We start from the raw sequence: 18,667 nt of genomic DNA, 5'->3' as shown, positions 1-18,667 counted from the left end.
GGGTGGATCCAGGGTCGCCGCGACCGAGGATCAGGGTCCGACCAGGGTGGTCCCCGATGGTCCCGGGACCACCCGGGACGGTTGGCTGGGAGCATGAACACGAACGCACCCGACACCGGCTCCACGGCCGGCCCCTCGCCGGACGAGGGATTCCCGTCCGCCCACCGGACACCACCTGTCGACCCGCCCTGGGCCGGCCACCAGAACCCGCCCGCGGGCGCAGCCGAGTCCTCCTTCTTCACCTCCCTGCGCCGGACCGGCGTCTGGCGCGGGCAGGACCGATGGATCGGCGGCGTCGCCGCGGGGGTCGCCCGGCGGCTGGACATCGACCCGCTGCTCGTGCGCGGTGTCCTCGTCGTCCTCACGCTCTTCGGCGGCCTCGGCATGCTCCTGTACGGCCTCGCCTGGGCGCTGCTCCCGGAGGAGTCGGACGGCCGGATCCACCTCCAGGAGGCGCTGCGCGGCAACGTCGACGCCGCCCTGGCCGGTGCGCTGGCCTTCGTCATCCTCGGCCTGGCCCGGCCCGGCGCCTGGTGGGCCGGTTGGGACGAGCGCGGCGGTGTGTTCTGGCCGCTGTTCGGACTGGGGCTCCTCGCCCTCATCGTCCTGGGCGTCGTGGCCCTCGCCCGGCGCGGCTCCCACCGCCCGGCCGTGGGCACGCCCGGCGGTGCAGCGGCCCCGCCGCCGCCGTACGCGGCGGGTGGCGCACCTGCGCCGACCGCCTCCGCCCACCCGGGCGTGCCGTACCCGCACACCGGGGGCACCTCCGGCGGGCCGGGCGCCCCGTACCCGGGCCCGGGCGTACCCCGACCGGGCAGCCCCACCGCCTGGCAGTCCACCGCTTCCCCCGGTCGTCCTGGGCCGGCGTCACCCGAGCAGCTCGCCGGACACCCCGGGCCGGGCTGGGGACCGCCCCCGCCCGCCCCCACGACGGCCTACGCGGCCGCGTCCTACGGCCAGTCCCCGCCGGTGTCCTACGGCCAGGTCCCACCGGTGCCCTACCGCCCGGCCTCGCCGCCGGCCCCGCCGGTGCCGCCGAGGCCTCGCACCCCCGGGCCGGGCTCCGGCCTCGTGGCCGTCGTCATCGCGCTCGCGCTCCTGGCCACCGCGGGGCTGCTCCTCCTCGACCGGATGGAGCCCGTGGGCTGGCTCCTGCCCCTCGTCCTGGGCGGCATCGTGCTCGCCCTGCTCGGCCTGGGCGCCCTGGCGGCCGGCGTCACCGGCCGACGCGGCGGGGCCCTGTCCATCCTCGGCGTCCTCCTGGCACTGCTGGTCGTCCCGGCCACGCTCGCGGTCTCGACGTCTCCGGTCGCGCTCAACCTCGAGTCCTCGGCGACCTTCGGTGACCTCGACGCCGCCCCCGTCTCGGTCGACGAGGCACGGCAGGGTTACGACCTCGGCGCCGGTGACCTCCGCCTCGACCTCACCGGCCTGGACCTGAGCGGGGCCGACCCCACCGACGGCACCGTGACGGTGCCCGTCAACGTCGGTGCCGGTGACGTCACCGTCGTCCTGCCCGAGGCCTCGGCCACGGTGGTCCGGGTCGACGTCGGAGCGGGCAACCTCGCCAGCATCACGGGCCCGGGGTGGACCGACGACGACGGCGTGAGCCCCTTCGCCGGGTCCGCCGACGAGTCCGAGCGCCGTCGCACCACCTGGGCGTCGGGCGTGAACATCTCCCACGAGCTGACCTCGCCCGCCGCGGGTGAGGACGGCGCGGACCTCGTCGTCGTCATCACCGCCGGCGCGTCCGACATCCTGATCGAGGAGCAACGATGAGCGACACCCCCCGTCCGGGCGACGACCCCACCACGGACGTCCCCCGGACCACCACCACCCCCGACGGCGCGGCCACCCGCCCCGTCACCACCACCCCCGACGGCGCGGCCACCCGCCCCGTCACCACCACCCCCGACGGCGCGGCCACCCGCCCCGTCACCACCACCCCCGACGGCGCGCGGGCGCCCGGTCCTGCCGAGACACCGTGGGCCCCGACGCCGACCGGCCAGGTGTGGTCCGCGGCGACCGCCCCGCCGGAGGTGCGTCCCGGCGGGCCGCGCACCGGCACGGTCGTGCTCGGGCTGGTGCTCGCGATCTGCGGCGCCACCGCGGTCGCGGTCGGCCTGGGCTACACCATCGACCTGCAGCTGGCCTTCATCGGGCTGCTGGTGGTGGCGGCCCTGGCACTGCTGCTCGTGCCCGTCCTCCAGCGCAACCGGCGCCGGCGGGACGGGGCCGGCTGAGCGCGGACGCACAGGAGGGCGGGTGCCGTGATCACGGCACCCGCCCTCCGCCGTGCGGGGTCAGACGTTGACGCGCCGGTCCGTGGCGGCGTAGGCCGGGACGGTGGACCTGCCGAGGGAGGTCAGCGCCCACCCGACGAGGACCCACAGCACGCCCAGGCCGATGACCAGGGCGGCCACGCCGTAGGAGACGACCGAGGTGAACAGCGACGCCCGCAGGAACGAGGCGTTCATGACCGTCGTGCGCTGGCCCTGCAGCTCCTCCGCCAGCGCGGTGTCACCCGCCTCCTCGGCGGCGCGGACCTCGCCACCGAGCTCGGCGTACGTCTTGCCGCCAGTGGCGTCGAGGGCGTGCTCGTTGATGATCTGAGCCTCGGCGAACGCCGAGAAGGGCCCGTTGACGTCGTCACCGGCCAGCATGGGCGAGTCGTCGGCGACCGTGATGTTCTGGTCGGCGAGGTTGGACGTGATGAGCGCCCACGTCGCCGCTCCGGCGACGATGAAGACGATCCCGGCGATGATCGAGACGATCCCGGCGATCCTGGCGGCGGAACTCCTCATGGCTCTGTCCTTTCCGGACGGTTCTGTGCCGCCTCACCGCGAGCCGGCAGCTCCTGCGTTCCGGGTGTGGGCCCCGTCCCGCTCTCAGGACCAACGTAGGCCGGGCAGAACAGGTGCAAATGAGACAAAGGTCCTGATAGCAGGCATCGTGGCACACTCCGCGCAGAACGTCACGGATCGCCGGCGACCGCCCGGTCGGACGCCTGGGCGTAGGCCGCCTCGCAGGCTGCCAGCACGTCGGCCCAGTCCGCTGCGGGAGCCGTCGAGCGGTTGTGCGCGAGGATGCCACCGAGCAGACCCGGCTCGGTCGCGAGACGGACGAGGGCGCCGGCGAGCGCGGCGTCCGCGGCCTCGTCGTCGAGCCCGTCGGAGCGGTCGGGGGTGAGCAGGCCGTCCACGCCGTCGGTGACGAACTCCCCGACGCCCGTCCCCCGGCCCGCGACCACCGCGAGCCCGGCGGCACGGGCCTCGAGGGCGGCGATGCCGAACGCCTCCAGCCGGGCCGGCGCGACGAACACGTGCTCGCCGGCGTACCGCTCGCGCAGGATCCGGCGGGGCACCCGGCCGACCAGCTCGACGGTCCCGCCCAGGGAGAGCCGGGCGATCTCCGCGCGCACGGCCTGCTCCGCGGGACCGGAGCCGACGAGGCTCAGGTGCACGCCCGGGCCGACGGCCTCGCGCACCCGGGCCATGATGCGCACCAGGGGCACGGCCCGCTTGCGCGGGGCGAGGCGCTGGGTGGCGACGACCCGCAGCGGTCCCGCGGGGGGCAGCGGCGGGGGGCCGCCCACCGGCGTCCAGGCCGCGACGTCCAGCCCGTTGGGCACGACCGCGACCGGCCGCCCACCGACCACCTCGGCGGCCCGGGCGCCGGCGACGGCGGAGACCGCGGTGAAGGCCGCTGCCGCCTCGTCCCACCCGGTCAGGCGCGCACCGACCCGGTACGCGGGCACGACACCGTCGAGCATGCAGTGCCACGTGATAACCAGGGGCAGACCGAGGGCGCGGGCCGCACGGGCGCCGTCGTAGGCGAAGGGCGAGACGACCCCGGCGTGGACGTGGACGACGTCGGGCCGCAGGTCGGCCAGGGCGCGTCGCAGGAGCGGGCGCTCGAGGGGGTGGACGGGCACCCCGAGGGCCAGCCGGGTCGCGATGCGGTGGACGACGGGCTCTGCGCGGCCCTGCGTGCCGGCCCCCTCGCCGGGTCGCCCACCGGGCCCGGGCTCCTCGCCGGGCGTGGCGGTGAGGACGTGGACGTCGTCGCCGGCCGCCGCCTGACGGTGGGCCAGGTCGCGGACCTGCGTCTCGATGCCCCCGACCCTGGGCGGGTAGCAGTCGGAGACGTGGACGACGCGGCGCATCACTCCCACTCGATGGTGCCCGGCGGCTTGCTCGTGACGTCCAGCACGACCCGGTTCACCTCCGGGACGGAGTTGGTGATCCGCGTGGAGATGCGGGCGAGGACGTCGTAGGGCACCCGGGACCAGTCCGCGGTCATGGCGTCCTCGGAGGAGACCGGCCGCAGGACCACGGGGTGGCCGTACGTGCGCCCGTCCCCCTGGACGCCGACGGAGCGGACGTCGGCGAGGAGCACCACCGGGCACTGCCAGATGTCCCGGTCGAGCCCGGCCGCGCTCAGCTCCTCGCGGGCGATGGCGTCGGCGGCGCGCAGGATCTCCAGCCGCTCGCCGGTGACCTCGCCGATGATGCGGATACCCAGGCCCGGGCCCGGGAAGGGCTGACGCCACACGATCGCCTCGGGCACGCCGAGCTCGAGACCGACGGCGCGCACCTCGTCCTTGAACAGGGTGCGCAGCGGCTCGACGAGCTCGAAGCGCATGTCCTCGGGCAGACCGCCGACGTTGTGGTGGGACTTGATGTTGGCCGCCCCCTCGCCCCCGCCGGACTCCACGACGTCGGGGTAGAGCGTGCCCTGGACGAGGAACTTCACCTCCTCGCCGTGCGCGCCCGCCTCGGCGACGACGTCCCGGGCGGCCTGCTCGAAGACGCGGATGAACTCCCGGCCGATGATCTTGCGCTTGGTCTCGGGGTCGCTCACCCCGGCGAGGGCGTCGAGGAACCGCTGGGCGGCGTCGACGACGACGAGCCGGATCCCGGTCGCGGCGACGAAGTCCTGCTCGACCTGCTCGGCCTCGCCGGCGCGCAGCAGCCCGTGGTCGACGAAGACGCAGGTGAGCTGGTCCCCCACCGCCTCCTGGACGAGCGCGGCGGCCACGGAGGAGTCCACGCCGCCGGACAGGCCGCAGATGACACGGGCGTCGCCGACCTGGGCGCGGATGGCCTGGACCTGCTCGGCGATGACGTTGCCCGGGGTCCAGGTGGGCTCCAGCCCGGCGCCCTCGTAGAGGAACCGCTCGAGCGCCTCCTGGCCGAGCACCGAGTGCTTGACCTCGGGGTGCCACTGCATGCCGTACAGGTGCCGCTCGCGGTCCTCGAACGCGGCGACGGGCGAGCCGTCGGAGGTGGCGAGCACCTCGAACCCGGCCGGGGCGGCGTGGACGGCGTCGCCGTGGGACATCCACACCGTCTGCTGGACCGGGGAGCCCGCCAGGAGCTCACCGGTGCCGGCGACGCGGACCACGGTGGAGCCGTACTCGCGGGCGCCGGTGTGGGCGACCGTCCCGCCGAGGGCGCGGGCCATGGACTGGAAGCCGTAGCAGATGCCCAGCACGGGGACCCCGGCGTCGAAGAGCGCGGGGTCGGTCGCCGGGGCGCCCTCGGCGTAGACCGAGGCGGGGCCGCCGGAGAGGATGATCGCGGCGGGCTCCTTCGCGAGCATGTCCGCCACCGCCATGGTGTGCGGGACGATCTCGGAGTACACGTTGGCCTCGCGCACCCGCCGGGCGATCAGCTGGGCGTACTGGGCGCCGTAGTCGACGACGAGGACGGGTCGCGGGGTCCCGGCGGTGGGCGTCGGGGCGGGGGCCGGCTCGCCGGGCGCGAGGTGCTCGGGTGTGCTCACCGCGTCAGGATAGACGGCGGCGGCGCGGGTCAGCGGGCCCGGTCCGCCGTGCGGGCGAGGAGGGCGGGCAGGTCGGCCTCGAACCATCCGTGGGCCCGGCGCTCCATGACGAAGGACAGCACCGGGACGACGCCGCCGGCCACGAGGGCGACGATGCGGCCGAAGTCCCAGCGCATGAGCGACCACAGGTTGAAGACGGTGACGATGTAGACGACGTAGATCCAGCCGTGCACGATCGCGACCCAGGTGCCGATCACCGGCTCGCCGCCGTTGAGGACGTACTTCAGCACCATCTCCAGGGTGAGGACGAGCAGCATCGCGCCGGTGACGAACGCCATGGCGCGGTAGTAGGCGAAGGCGGAGCGGGCCTTGCGCCCGGCCTGGGCGACCGGCTCGACGGCGCGGGACGTGGACATGACAGCCTCTCGACGGGGGGACGGGAGCCAGTCTCTCACCGCACGCCGCCGCCGGGTCCACGGCACCGTCGTGCGGCGGGGCCGCTCCTCCCCCGGCCGGCGCCCGTGGCCTGCGGGTTCACCTGTCGGCCGCACCCCACCCCGCACCTCGGCCGACGCCGGAAATGACGTGGAGAGGCGGGCCCGAAGGGCCGTAACCTCAGCAGGTGCTCCGTTCCCCCCAGGGTCATCCTGGACATCCCCCGCTGACCTCGCCGCTGGCGCTGCTCGGCTGGATCGCCGGCCGGCAGCGCGGCGTCCTCACCGGCGCCGTCGCGCTCGCCACGGTCAACGCCCTCGCCTACGCCGCGATCCCCTTCGTCCTCGGCGCCGCCCTCGACGCCGGCCTCGAGGGTGGTCTCACCCGCGGCCTGCTCACCGCCTGCGTGCTGCTCCTCGCCATCGGCGTGGTCCAGGCGCTCGCCGACGCGCTCGGCCACATCGGGGAGATCTGGGGGTGGCTCGGCAGCGCCTTCCGCGTCTCGCGCCTGGTCGGCCACCACGTCACCCGCACCGGCAGCGCCGTCGCGTCGGACATGCCCACGGGCGAGGTGGTCTCCACGGTCGCCTCCGACGCCTTCCACGTCGGCAACACCGCCGAGCTCCTCCCCCGGTTCGTCGGGTCGGTGGTCGCCTTCCTCGCGGTCGCCGTGGTTCTTCTGCAGTACTCGGCGACCCTGGGGCTCGCCGTCCTCGTCGGCCTGCCGGTGACGATGGCCGTCCTCGCCCTCCTCGTGAAGCCCCTGCACGCCCGCCAGGCCGCCCACCGCGAGGCCACGGGGCGCCTGACGACCCTGGGCTCCGACACCGTCTCGGGCCTGCGCGTCCTGCGCGGCATCGGCGGCGAGGACGTCTTCGCCGCCCGGTACGCCGCCCAGTCCCAGGTGGTGCGCGCGGCCGGGGTCCGGGTCGCCGCGGTCTCCTCCCTCCTCGAGGCGCTGCAGATCCTGCTGCCCGGGCTCTTCGTCGCCGGCGTCGTCTGGCTCGGCGCCCGCCTCGCCCTGACCGGGGAGGTCACCGCCGGTCAGCTGGTGGCCTTCTACGGCGCCACCGCCCTGCTGGCCCAGCCCCTGCGCGCCGCCACGCAGTTCATCACCATGTTCACCCGCGCCCGGGTGGGCGCCCGGAAGATCGTCAAGGTCCTCGCCGTCGCCCCGGCGGCGGGCACCCTGGCCGAGTCCGAGGCCGCCGACGACGGCGCGACCCCCGCGGTGCCGGCCGGTGACGGCCTGCTCGTGGACACCACCAGCGGCGTCCGGGTGCGTCCGGGCCGGCTCACGGCCCTGGTCTCCGCGCGCCCGGACGAGGCCGCCGAGCTGGCCCGCCGGCTCGGGCGTCTCGACGACGCCGCACCGGAGGTCACGGTGGACGGCGTGCCCCTGCGCGACCTGCCCGTCGCGCGGGTGCGCGAGCGGATCGTCGTCGCCGACGCCACGCCCCAGCTCTTCACCGGCACGCTGCGCGAGGAGCTGGACGTGCGCGACCGCGGCGACGAGGACGCCCTGTACGAGGCGCTCGCCGTGGCGGACGCCGCCGACGTGCTCGACTCCATGCCCGAGCGTCTCGACGGGGAGATCACCGAGAAGGGCCGGTCCCTCTCGGGCGGTCAGCGCCAGCGGGTCGCCCTCGCGCGGGCGCTGCTCACCGGCGCCGAGACGCTGGTCCTCGTCGAGCCCACCAGCGCGGTCGACGCCCACACGGAGGCCCGCATCGCCGCCCGGCTGCGGGCGGCCCGGCACGGCCGCACGACGGTGGTCGTCACCGCCTCGCCGCTGGTCCTCGAGCACGCCGACGACGTCGTGCTGCTCGTCGGCGGCGCCGAGCGCACCCGCGGCCGTCACCGTGACCTGCTCGCCCGGGCCGCCGCCGGCGACCCGGACGCGCGGGCCTACCGCGACGTCGTCGCCCGCGCCGGCGGCGACGGCGAGAACCCCGCCGAGCTCGTCCACGCCGAGGAGGCCCGCTGATGCAGCTGCCCGTCGCGGACGCGCGCACCGTCCGCTCCCTGTCGATGGCGCTGCTGCGCCGCTACCGCCGACGGCTCGTGGTCGTCGTCACCCTCCAGGCCCTGGCCGCCGTGGCGGCCCTGGCCGTGCCGTGGCTGCTCGGCGACCTCGTCGACGCCGTCGCGCAGGGCACCACCCTCGCCCACGTCAACTCGGTCGGCCTGACGATCGTCGGTGTCGTCGTCGTCCAGGCGGTCATCACCCGCTTCGCCCAGCGCGGCGCCATGATCCTCGGCGAGGAGGTCTTCGCACGGCTGCGCGAGGACTTCCTCCTGGCCGTGACGCACCTGCCGCTGTCCACCGTCGAGCGCGCCGGCACCGGCGACCTCCTGGGTCGCACCACCAACGACATCGACCGCGTGCAGTGGACGGTGCGGTTCGGCGTGCCCCGGCTGCTGGTGACCTCGGCGACGATCCTGCTCACCCTGGCGGCCGCCGTGCTCGCCTCACCGCTGGTGGCGCTGGCCCTGCTGGTCGCGGTGCCGCTCATCACGGTCGCCACCCGCCGCTACCTGCGCACCGCCACCCCGGCCTACCTGGTGAACTCCGAGGCCTACGCACGGCTCAACGGGGTGCTCACCGAGTCCGTGGAGCAGGCCGCCACGGTCGACGCCCTCGGCCTGGGCCGGCGCCGGCGTGCCCGGACCGACGCCGCCGTCGCGCGCGCCTGGGACACGGAGGTCGTCACCCTGCGGATGCGGGTGGTCCTCTTCTTCTGGCTGGGCCTGTCCTTCACGCTGCCGATCGTCGCGACCCTGCTGTGGGGGGCCTGGCTCCTCGACGCCGGGCTCGTCACCCTCGGCGCGGTCACCACCGTGGCGCTGTACGCCATGCAGGTGCGCAGCCCCGTCGACGAGCTGCTCTTCTGGATCGACGAGCTCCAGGTGGCCAACGCCAGCCTCGCCCGGCTCTTCGGCGTCACCCTCGTCGAGCCGGACCGCAGCCCCTCGGGCGCCGTCCCGGCCGACGACCACGTCGTCGCCGCCGGGGTGCGCTACGCCTACCGGGAGGGCCAGGACGTCCTGCACGGGGTCGACCTGGACCTCGTGCCCGGCGAGCGGCTCGCGGTGGTGGGCCCCTCGGGGGCGGGCAAGTCCACGCTGGGTCGCATGCTCGCCGGGATCCACCCGCCCGGCGGCGGCAGCGTCACGGTCGGCGGGGTGCCCCTGGTGGACCTGCCCGAGGAGGAGCTGCGCTCCCACGTCGCCCTCGTCACCCAGGAGCACCACGTCTTCGTCGGGACGGTGGAGGACAATCTGCGACTGGCCCGGGCGGGGGCGAGCGAGGAGGAGATGCGCGCCGCGCTGGCCGCCGTCGACGCCCTCGAGTGGGTGGACCGGCTGCCCGAGGGGGCGCGCACCGAGGTCGGCTCCGGCGGGACCGACCTGACCCCGGCCCAGGCCCAGCAGCTGGCCCTGGCCCGCCTGGTCCTGCTCGACCCGCACACCCTGGTGCTGGACGAGGCGACCTCCCTGCTCGACCCGCGGGCGGCCCGGCACCTCGAGCGCTCCCTCTCGGCCGTGCTGTCCGGGCGCACGGTCGTCGCGATCGCCCACCGGCTGCACACCGCGCACGACGCCGACCGGGTCGCCGTCGTCGAGGGCGGCCGGATCGTCGAGCTGGGCAGCCACGACGAGCTCGTCTCCCGGGGCGGGGAGTACGCCGCCCTGTGGCACTCCTGGCAGCAGGAGTGAGACCGCGGGCACCCCTCGCAGCAGGGATACCGCGCCGCCGTCAGGAGGAGCCAGGTGCCGCCGGTGCCGTCTCCTCCTGGTGGCGGACGGCCGCGGCGTCCTCGCGGCGGTAGACCACCTCGTCGCGGACCATGCGGCCCCACAGGAACATCGCGAACCCGCCGAAGATCACCCACTCGACGGCGTAGGCGAGGTTCTGCAAGTTCAGCCCGGTCTCCTGCGCCATCGACGGCGGCGGGGCGTGGGCCAGGCCCTCCGCCGAGACGGCCGCCCGCCCGCCGCCCGCCTCCTCGGTGAGCTGGACGAGGTAGCCGCCGTAGGTGGGCCCGCCCCAGAGCCCGGCGAGCTCGGCCGAGCTGACGGCGGCGACCATGCCCGCGGGCAGGTCGGCGCTCACCCCCGCCTCCGAGCCGCCGAGGTACCCGGTCACCCGCTGCTCACCGGCCGGGACGGCGAGCACCGCGGCGACCGAGGCGTCGCGGGGCCGCCAGCCGTCGTCGTCGACGACGACGTCGTCGGCCGGCACCCACCCGCGCAGGACGGGGATCATCGCCCCGGTGTCCGGTCCCTGCGTCACCCGCAGGGCGGTGACGACGAGGACGGCGTCCTCCCCGGCCACCGACCGCCCGGGGACGAGCACCTGGTGGTCGTCCTCGAGCTCGCCCGTGACGGCCACCGTCCGGGCGAGGTGCTCGGCGGTGAAGCTGGTCTGGGCGCGCAGCACGTCCTCGAGCGGCACGGGGTCGGCGGCCAGGACCGCGGCGTGCGCGGCCTCGGCCTCGGCGGCGCCGCGCACGGACGCACGGTCGAGCTGCCAGGCACCCAGACGGACGGACACGACGGCGGCGGCGAGGAGCAGGACGAAGATCCCGATCATGCGGGGTGTCAGCGCGGCAGCGCGGTAGTCGCGCCAGGTCCACGAGACCGCCGGCCGCCCCGCGCCGACGTCCGGCGTGGCGCTCACCACAGCGCGGGAGGGGGCGGTTGGGTCCACGGACCTAGGCTACGTCGCCGGCGGTGTGCCCCCCGGCTGTGTTCTCGGGCACACCGCGCTCTCCCGGGCTCGAACCCGGCCGCGACAGCGGCGGCGCCGGAGGGGGGAAACGGGCAGACTGGGCGTGTCCGAACCTCGACCGGTCCGCGGCCGCCCGCCGTGGCCACCGGGCCGCGCCCTTCTCACCGAGGAGTCCCAGGATGACCACCACCTCCGCCGCCCCCGCCGCGTGGCAGCGCCGCTCGGACGCGACGACCGCCCCCCTGGACGCCGAGACCCTGGAGCGGGTCGACGCCTGGTGGCGGGCGGCGAACTACCTCTCCGTCGGTCAGATCTACCTCCACGACAACCCCCTGCTGCGCGAGCCGCTCCACCGCGACCACGTCAAGCCGCGCCTGCTGGGCCACTGGGGCACGACGCCGGGGCTGAACTTCCTCTACGCGCACATGAACCGCGCCATCGCCGAGCGCGACCTCTCCGCCATGTACATTACGGGCCCGGGGCACGGCGGGCCCGGCCTGGTGGCGAACACCTACCTCGAGGGCACCTACAGCGAGACCTACCCGGACATCACCCAGGACGCCGAGGGACTGCGCCGCCTCTTCCGGCAGTTCTCCTTCCCCGGCGGCATCCCCTCCCACGTGGCCCCCGAGACCCCCGGCTCCATCCACGAGGGCGGCGAGCTCGGCTACGCCCTCTCCCACGCCTACGGCGCCGCGTTCGACAACCCCGACCTGCTCGTCCTCGCCGTCGTCGGTGACGGCGAGGCCGAGACCGGCCCCCTGGCCACGTCGTGGCACTCCAACAAGTTCGTCAACCCGGCCAAGGACGGCGTCGTCCTGCCGGTGCTGCACCTCAACGGCTACAAGATCGCCAACCCCACCGTCCTCGCCCGGATCCCCGAGGAGGAGCTGGCCGACCTCATGCGGGGCTACGGCCACAAGCCCCACTTCTTCACCGGCGGCTTCGACGGCGAGGACCCCGCCGCGGTCCACCGCCGCTTCGCCAAGCTCCTCGACGTCGTCCTGGACGAGATCGCCGAGATCAAGGCGCGCGCCGCCGCCGAACCGGACATGGACCGGCCGGCGTGGCCGATGATCGTCTTCCGCAGCCCGAAGGGCTGGACCGGTCCGAAGGAGATCGACGGCAAGCGCACCGAGGACTCCTGGCGCTCCCACCAGGTGCCGCTGGCCAGCGCCCGGGACACCGACGAGCACCTCGCCGACCTCGAGGCCTGGCTGCGCAGCTACCGCGCGGAGGAGCTGTTCGACACCGAGGGCCGGCTGGACCCGGCCGTCGCCTCCCTCGCCCCCGCCGGGCACCTGCGGATGAGCGCCAACCCGCACACCAACGGCGGTCTGGTCCTGCGGGACCTGCGCCTGCCCGACTGGCGCGACTTCGGCGTCGAGGTCGACGTCCCCGGGGCCCCGATGACCGAGGCCACCCGGGTGCTGGGGAAGTTCCTCACCGAGGTGGTGCGCCTCAACCCCGAGAACTTCCGGATCTTCGGGCCGGACGAGACCGCCTCGAACCGCCTCCAGGACGTCTACGACGTCACCGACAAGCAGTGGAACGCCGGCTACCTGCCCACGGACGCCGACGACCACCTCGCCCGCGCCGGTCGCGTCATGGAGGTGCTCTCCGAGCACCAGTGCCAGGGCTGGCTCGAGGGGTACCTGCTCACCGGCCGGCACGGGATGATGAGCTCCTACGAGGCGTTCATCCACATCGTCGACTCGATGTTCAACCAGCACGCGAAGTGGCTCAAGGTCACCAACCACATCCCGTGGCGCCGGCCCATCGCCTCCCTCAACTACCTGCTGTCCTCCCACGTGTGGCGCCAGGACCACAACGGCTTCTCCCACCAGGACCCCGGCTTCATCGACCACGTGGTCAACAAGAAGGCCGACATCATCCGGGTGTACCTGCCGCCGGACACCAACACCCTGCTGTCGACGTACGCGCACGTGCTGGGCTCCAAGCAGTACGTCAACGTCGTCGTCGCCGGCAAGCAGCCCGCGCCGAACTTCCTCGGCGTCGACGACGCCGACCGGCACTGCGCGCGCGGCCTGGGCATCTGGGAGTGGGCGGGCACCGAGGTCGAGGGCACGCCGCCCGACGTCGTCCTCGGCTGCGCCGGGGACGTGCCCACCCTCGAGACCCTCGCCGCGGCGGACATCCTGCGCCAGAACATCCCCGACCTCAAGGTGCGCGTCGTCAACGTCGTCGACCTCATGCGCCTGCAGGACGAGAAGGAGCACCCGCACGGGCTGAGCGACCGCGCCTTCGACACGATCTTCACCACCGACCGGCCGATCGTGTTCGCGTACCACGGCTACCCGTGGCTCATCCACCGTCTGACCTACCGCCGGACCGGGCACAAGAACCTCCACGTGCGCGGGTTCAAGGAGGAGGGCACGACGACGACGCCGTTCGACATGGTCATGCTCAACGACCTCGACCGGTACCACCTCGTCATGGACGTCATCGACCGGGTGCCCGGCCTCGCCGCCCGGCACGGCCTGCTGCGCCAGCGGATGATCGACGCCCGGCACGAGGCCCGCGCCTACACCAGGGAGCACGGCGAGGACATCCCGGCCGTGGCGGACTGGGTGTGGCCGGACGTCGGTGACACCGCGACCGAGCGCGGCGGACCGACCGCGTCGGCCGCCACGGGCGGGGACAACGAGTAGTGGCAGCGACGAGGAAGGACGGCCAGATGGCTCGCTCCAGCATCTACATCGCCTCCCCGGAGGGGTACACCGGCAAGTCCATCGTGGCCCTGGGCCTGCTGGACCTCATGGCCCGGCGGGTGGGCCGGGTGGGGATCTTCCGGCCGGTGACCCGTTCGGCGAGCGGGGACGACGTCATCGTCAACCTCCTGCTCGAGCACGACGGCGTCGACCTCACCTACGACGACGTCGTGGGCGTGACGTACGACGCGGTCCACGCCGACCCCGACGCGGCCCTGGCCACGGTCGTCGACCGCTACCAGCACGTCGCGCGCCAGTGCGAGGCCGTCCTCATCGTCGGCTCGGACTACACCGACGTCGCCGGCCCGACCGAGCTGGCCTTCAACGCCCGGGTGGCGGCCAACCTCGGCGCCCCGGTCCTGCTGGTCGTCTCGGCGCTGAACCGCTCCCCCGAGGACATCCACAGCCTCGTCGAGATCGCGGTCGGGGAGATCGAGCAGGCCCACGCCGCGACGGTCGGCGTCGTGGCCAACCGCTGCGGCGCGGACCAGCTCGACGTCGTCCGCGACCGTCTCGCCGGGCTCGGCGTGCCGGTGTGGGCGCTGCCGGAGATCCCGCTGCTGTCCGCCCCCATCGTGCGCGACGTCATGACCGCTCTGGAGGGCGAGCTCATCCTGGGCGACGCCGAGCTCCTCGGCCGCGAGGCCGAGCACATGCTCATCTCCGGGATGAACACCGAGCACGTCCTGGAGCGGCTGCGCGAGGGCCAGCTGTGCATCGCGGCCAGCGACCGGCCCGAGGTCCTCATCACCCTGGCGACGGCGCACGCCGCCGAGGGCTTCCCGTCCCTGGCCGGCGTCGTCCTCAACGGTGGCTACGCCCCCTCCGCCCAGGTGCTGCGCCTGGTCGAGGGCCTGGGGAACCGGCTCCCGGTGATCGTCACCCGCCACGACACGTTCGAGGCGGCGCGGATCGTGGCCGGGACCCGCGGGCTCCTCGCGCGCGGGACCCAGCGCAAGATCGACTCCGCCCTGGGCGTCTTCGAGCAGAACATCGAGCCCGAGTCGCTCATGCGGGTCCTGGACGTGCCCCGCAGCGAGGTCGTCACGCCGCTGATGTTCGAGTCCGCGCTCCTGGAGCGGGCGCGGTCGGACCGCCAGCACATCGTGCTGCCCGAGGGCGGGGACGACCGGATCCTGCGCGCCGCCTCGACCCTGCTCTCCCGCCAGGTCGCGGACCTGACGATCCTCGGGGACGAGTCGCGGGTCCGGGCCCGCGCGGCCGAGCTCGGCCTGGACATCGAGGCCGCCACGGTCCTGGACCCGGCCTGCTCGCCGCTGCTGCAGGACTTCGCCGAGGAGTACACCCGGCTGCGCGCCCACAAGGGCATGACCATCGACCGGGCCCGCGAGATCGTCCGGGGCGTGTCGTACTTCGGCACGATGATGGTCCACCTCGGTCTCGCCGACGGCATGGTCTCCGGCGCCGCGCACACCACGGCGCACACGATCAAGCCGTCCTTCGAGATCATCAAGACCAAGCCGGGCACCTCGATCGTGTCGTCGGTGTTCTTCATGTGCCTGGCCGACCGGGTCCTCGTCTACGGCGACTGCGCGGTCAACCCCGACCCGACCTCCGAGGAGCTCGCGGACATCGCGATCTCCTCCTCCGCGACTGCCGCCCAGTTCGGCGTGGACCCGCGGGTCGCGATGCTCTCGTACTCCACCGGCGAGTCCGGCTCGGGCGCCGACGTGGAGAAGGTCCGCAGGGCCACCGAGATCGTCCGGGAGCGCCGTCCCGACCTCTTCGTCGAGGGCCCGATCCAGTACGACGCCGCGGTGGACGCCTCCGTGGCGCGGTCGAAGCTGCCGGACTCCGACGTCGCGGGCCGCGCGACGGTCTTCATCTTCCCGGACCTCAACACCGGCAACAACACCTACAAGGCGGTCCAGCGCTCGGCCGGCGCCGTCGCGGTCGGGCCGGTCCTGCAGGGCCTCAACAAGCCCGTCAACGACCTCTCCCGCGGCGCCCTGGTCCAGGACATCGTCAACACGGTCGCCATCACCGCCGTCCAGGCCCAGGCCGAGAAGGCAGCCGCCGCGGCCGCCGCCGACGCCGACACCACCCCCGCACCCGACACCACCCCCGCACCCGCCCCGCAGGAGGCCTCCGCATGACCGACACCGTCCTCGTCATCAACTCGGGATCGTCCTCGATCAAGTACCAGCTGGTCGACCCCGCGGCCGGGACGGCCCTCGCCTCGGGCCTCGTCGAGCGCATCGGCGAGCGGACGGGCCGGGTCGTGCACAAGCACGGCACGCAGACCACCGAGCGCGAGACGGCCGTGGCCGACCACGGCGACGGCCTGCGCATCGTCACGGGCCTCTTCGAAGAGGTGGGTCCCTCCCTCGCCGAGGCCCACGTCGTGGCCGTCGGCCACCGGGTGGTCATGGGCGGGCGGTACTACGACGGTCCCGTGCGCGTCGACGAGGACGTGCTGGCCACGATCGAGCGGCTCTCCCCGCTCGCCCCGCTGCACAACCCCGCCAACCTCACCGGCATCCGGGTGGCCCGCGAGCTCTTCCCCGACGTCCCCCACGTGGCCGTCTTCGACACCGCCTTCTTCCGCAACCTGCCCGACGACGCCGCCACGTACGCCCTCGACCGCGAGGTCGCCGAGCAGTACTCGGTGCGCCGGTACGGCGCCCACGGCACCTCTCACCAGTACGTCTCCACCCGGGTGGCGGAGGTCCTCGGCCGCGACCTGGCCGAGCTGCGCACCGTCGTCCTCCACCTGGGCAACGGGGCGTCGGCGTCGGCGGTCAAGGGCGGGCACGCCGTCGACACGTCCATGGGCCTGACGCCGCTCGAGGGGCTGGTCATGGGCACGCGGACCGGGGACATCGACCCCGCCGTGGTGTTCCACCTCGCGCGAAACGCGGGCATGAGCATCGACGAGATCGACAACCTGTTCAACAAGCGGTCCGGCCTCAAGGGCCTCACCGGCGTCAACGACCTGCGCGAGCTCCACGACCTCGTCGCCGCCGGTGACACCGCCGCGCGGGTGGGCCTGGACGTCTACACCCACCGGCTGCGCAAGTACATCGGCGCCTACGCCGCCGTCATGGGCGGCCTGGACGTCCTGGCCTTCACCGCGGGGGTCGGGGAGAACGACGACGTCGTGCGCGCCGAGGCCGTGCGTGGGCTGGAGTTCCTCGGGGTGCAGATCGACCCCGAGCTCAACGCCGGCCGCATGAAGGAGGCCAAGGTCATCTCCCCCGCCGGCGCCCGCGTGGCCGTCCTCGTGGTGCCCACCAACGAGGAGCTGGCCATCGCCCGCCAGGCGCTCACTCAGCTCTGAGGCCGCGGCCGGTGCCGGGGGACGCCCGGCACCGGCTCACTCAGCAGGTACGCGACGAGTCAGCAGGTGCGGCCGCGCCGCCGCCCGCTCGCACCGGCTCACTCAGCAGTGACGCGACGACTAAGCAGGGCCCGCGGCACGGCTCACTCAGCAGGGACGCGGCGAGTCAGCAGTTCAGCGGCCGAGTCAGCATGAAAATTCGTGCTGACTCGGCCGCGAAGATGCTGACTCGGCGCGGGCGACCCCCGCGGGCTCAGGGCTGGCGCGGCGCGGTCATGGACCGCACGTCGAGCGCCTCGTCGAGCTGCGCGGGGGTGATCTCGCCGCGCTCGACATAGCCGAGGTCCTCCACCGCCGCGCGCACCGTGATCCCCTTCTTCACGGAGTGCTTCGCGATCCTCGCGGCCGCCTCGTACCCGATCACCCGGTTGAGCGGGGTGACGATCGACGGCGAGGACTCGGCCAGCTCCAGGCACCGCTCGACGTTCGCCACGAGCCCGTCGACGGTCTTGGTGGCCAGGACGCGCGAGACGTTGCCGACCAGGGTGATGGACTCGAGCAGGTTGCGCGCCATGACCGGGAGCATCACGAGCAGGTCGAAGTTGCCCTGGGCGCCCGCGAAGGCGATGGCGGCGTCGTTGCCGATGACCTGCGCAGCGACCATGACGGTCGCCTCGGGGACGACCGGGTTGACCTTGCCGGGCATGATCGACGAGCCCGGCTGCAGGTCGGGCAGGGCGAGCTCGCCCAGGCCGGTCCGGGGCCCGGAGCCCATCCACCGCAGGTCGTTGGCGATCTTGGTGAGGGACACCGCGATCGTCCGCAGCGCCCCCGAGGTCTCCACGAGGGAGTCCTGAGCGGCCTGGGCCTCGAAGTGGTTCCGGGCCTCCACGAGCGGCAGGCCGGTGTTCTCGGCGATGAGCTCGATGACGCGCGCGGAGAAGCCGGGCGGGGTGTTGATGCCGGTGCCGACGGCGGTGCCGCCGAGGGGGAGCTCGGCGAGGCGCGGCAGGGTCGCCTCGACCCGGGCGATGCCGTACCGGATCTGCGTGGCGTAGCCGGAGAACTCCTGGCCGAGCGTGATCGGCGTGGCGTCCATGAGGTGCGTGCGCCCGGACTTCACGACGTCGGCGAACTCCTCGGCCTTGCGCTCGAGGGACGCCGCGAGGACCTCCAGCCCCGGCAGCAGCTCCTCGGTCACCGCCTGCATGGCGGCGATGTGGATGGAGGAGGGGAAGACGTCGTTGGAGGACTGGGAGGCGTTGACGTGGTCGTTGGGGTGGACGGGCCGGCCCAGGATGGTGCCGGCGAGGTTGGCGACCACCTCGTTGGTGTTCATGTTCGACGACGTCCCGGAGCCGGTCTGGAAGACGTCGATCGGGAAGTGGCGGTCGTGCATGCCGGCGATGACCTCGTCGGCGGCCGTGGCGACGGCCCGGGCGACGTCCTCGGGCAGGACCCCCAGCTCGGCGTTGGCCAGCGCGGCGGCGCGCTTGACCTGCCCGAGCGCGGCGATGTGGTGCGCGGACAGCCCGCGCCCGGAGATGGGGAAGTTCTCGACCGCGCGCTGGGTCTGGGCGGAGTAGAGCGCGTCCCGCGGGACCTTCACCTCCCCCATCGTGTCGTGCTCGATGCGGAAGTCGTGGTCGCTGTGCGTCACTGCTGCTCCATCCCTGG

13 protein-coding genes are annotated in these 18,667 nt (G+C 74.1%); 7 read left to right on the top strand and 6 right to left on the bottom strand.

Translation table 11 applies throughout. The features are described from left to right. Window positions 1-93: 93 nt before the first annotated feature. Window positions 94-1,779 (top strand): PspC domain-containing protein, encoded by a 1,686-nt coding sequence (locus AAEM63_RS03920; protein WP_341360349.1) that lies wholly within the window; start codon window positions 94-96, stop codon window positions 1,777-1,779. Beyond that, window positions 1,776-2,243 (top strand): hypothetical protein, encoded by a 468-nt coding sequence (locus tag AAEM63_RS03915; protein WP_341360348.1) that lies wholly within the window; start codon window positions 1,776-1,778, stop codon window positions 2,241-2,243. Before AAEM63_RS03920 ends, AAEM63_RS03915 begins: the two co-directional genes overlap by 4 nt. A 60-nt stretch (window positions 2,244-2,303) precedes the next feature. On the opposite strand, the gene AAEM63_RS03910 is transcribed toward AAEM63_RS03915, so the two are convergent. The 4 genes from AAEM63_RS03910 to AAEM63_RS03895 form a co-directional block, all read right to left on the bottom strand. Then, window positions 2,304-2,804, bottom strand: a complete 501-nt coding sequence (locus tag AAEM63_RS03910) for an aromatic ring-opening dioxygenase LigA (protein ID WP_341360347.1) — start codon at window positions 2,802-2,804, stop codon at window positions 2,304-2,306. A gap of 170 nt (window positions 2,805-2,974) precedes the next feature. Continuing rightward, entirely contained in the window at window positions 2,975-4,165 is a 1,191-nt protein-coding gene (locus AAEM63_RS03905; protein ID WP_341360346.1) for a glycosyltransferase family 4 protein, read from the bottom strand. Beyond that, window positions 4,165-5,787 (bottom strand): glutamine-hydrolyzing GMP synthase, encoded by a 1,623-nt coding sequence (gene guaA / locus AAEM63_RS03900; protein ID WP_341360345.1) that lies wholly within the window; start codon window positions 5,785-5,787, stop codon window positions 4,165-4,167. The genes AAEM63_RS03905 and guaA overlap by 1 nt, the downstream gene beginning before the upstream one ends. Before the next feature lie 29 nt (window positions 5,788-5,816). Further along, entirely contained in the window at window positions 5,817-6,203 is a 387-nt protein-coding gene (locus AAEM63_RS03895) for a DUF3817 domain-containing protein (protein ID WP_341360344.1), read from the bottom strand. Between the two features lie 206 nt (window positions 6,204-6,409). Between AAEM63_RS03895 and AAEM63_RS03890 the strand changes: the two genes are divergently transcribed. Both AAEM63_RS03890 and AAEM63_RS03885 read left to right on the top strand, forming a co-directional pair. Continuing rightward, complete coding sequence (locus AAEM63_RS03890; protein WP_341360343.1) at window positions 6,410-8,209, top strand: ABC transporter ATP-binding protein; 1,800 nt, start codon at window positions 6,410-6,412, stop codon at window positions 8,207-8,209. Then, window positions 8,209-9,942, top strand: coding sequence for an ABC transporter ATP-binding protein (locus AAEM63_RS03885; RefSeq protein WP_341360342.1), 1,734 nt, complete (start codon window positions 8,209-8,211; stop codon window positions 9,940-9,942). Before AAEM63_RS03890 ends, AAEM63_RS03885 begins: the two co-directional genes overlap by 1 nt. Before the next feature lie 40 nt (window positions 9,943-9,982). On the opposite strand, the gene AAEM63_RS03880 is transcribed toward AAEM63_RS03885, so the two are convergent. Further along, a complete protein-coding gene (locus tag AAEM63_RS03880) occupies window positions 9,983-10,936 on the bottom strand; it encodes an SURF1 family protein (RefSeq protein WP_341360341.1) in 954 nt (317 codons plus the stop codon). A 200-nt stretch (window positions 10,937-11,136) separates the two neighbouring features. Between AAEM63_RS03880 and AAEM63_RS03875 the strand changes: the two genes are divergently transcribed. Genes AAEM63_RS03875 through AAEM63_RS03865 form a run of 3 tightly spaced genes read left to right on the top strand, consistent with a single transcriptional unit; the run spans window position 11,137 to window position 16,990 of the window. Next, on the top strand, window positions 11,137-13,629 hold the full coding sequence (locus tag AAEM63_RS03875) for a phosphoketolase family protein (RefSeq protein ID WP_341360340.1): 2,493 nt from the start codon (window positions 11,137-11,139) through the stop codon (window positions 13,627-13,629). Between the two features lie 26 nt (window positions 13,630-13,655). Beyond that, window positions 13,656-15,806: a phosphate acetyltransferase gene (pta, locus tag AAEM63_RS03870; protein WP_341360339.1), complete on the top strand. Its 2,151-nt coding sequence runs from the start codon at window positions 13,656-13,658 to the stop codon at window positions 15,804-15,806. Then, complete coding sequence (locus AAEM63_RS03865) at window positions 15,803-16,990, top strand: acetate kinase (RefSeq protein ID WP_341360338.1); 1,188 nt, start codon at window positions 15,803-15,805, stop codon at window positions 16,988-16,990. The genes pta and AAEM63_RS03865 overlap by 4 nt, the downstream gene beginning before the upstream one ends. 253 nt (window positions 16,991-17,243) lie before the next feature. Here the strand turns inward: AAEM63_RS03865 and AAEM63_RS03860 are convergent, their stop codons facing one another. Next, a complete protein-coding gene (locus AAEM63_RS03860; RefSeq protein ID WP_341360337.1) occupies window positions 17,244-18,650 on the bottom strand; it encodes a class II fumarate hydratase in 1,407 nt (468 codons plus the stop codon). Window positions 18,651-18,667 lie beyond the last annotated feature (17 nt).

Source organism: Georgenia sp. M64 (genome assembly GCF_038049925.1).
Lineage (GTDB): Bacteria > Actinomycetota > Actinomycetes > Actinomycetales > Actinomycetaceae > Georgenia.
This window is presented reverse-complemented; position numbering and strand designations above follow the sequence as displayed.

Coding starts and splice junctions, on each gene's coding strand:
- AAEM63_RS03915 (WP_341360348.1), top strand. CDS start 1,776: ATGAGCGACACCCCCCGTCCGGGCGACGACCCCACCACGGACGTCCCC.
- AAEM63_RS03920 (WP_341360349.1), top strand. CDS start 94: ATGAACACGAACGCACCCGACACCGGCTCCACGGCCGGCCCCTCGCCG.
- pta (WP_341360339.1), top strand. CDS start 13,656: ATGGCTCGCTCCAGCATCTACATCGCCTCCCCGGAGGGGTACACCGGC.
- AAEM63_RS03910 (WP_341360347.1), bottom strand. CDS start 2,804: ATGAGGAGTTCCGCCGCCAGGATCGCCGGGATCGTCTCGATCATCGCC.
- AAEM63_RS03895 (WP_341360344.1), bottom strand. CDS start 6,203: ATGTCCACGTCCCGCGCCGTCGAGCCGGTCGCCCAGGCCGGGCGCAAG.
- AAEM63_RS03905 (WP_341360346.1), bottom strand. CDS start 4,165: ATGCGCCGCGTCGTCCACGTCTCCGACTGCTACCCGCCCAGGGTCGGG.
- AAEM63_RS03885 (WP_341360342.1), top strand. CDS start 8,209: ATGCAGCTGCCCGTCGCGGACGCGCGCACCGTCCGCTCCCTGTCGATG.
- AAEM63_RS03865 (WP_341360338.1), top strand. CDS start 15,803: ATGACCGACACCGTCCTCGTCATCAACTCGGGATCGTCCTCGATCAAG.
- AAEM63_RS03875 (WP_341360340.1), top strand. CDS start 11,137: ATGACCACCACCTCCGCCGCCCCCGCCGCGTGGCAGCGCCGCTCGGAC.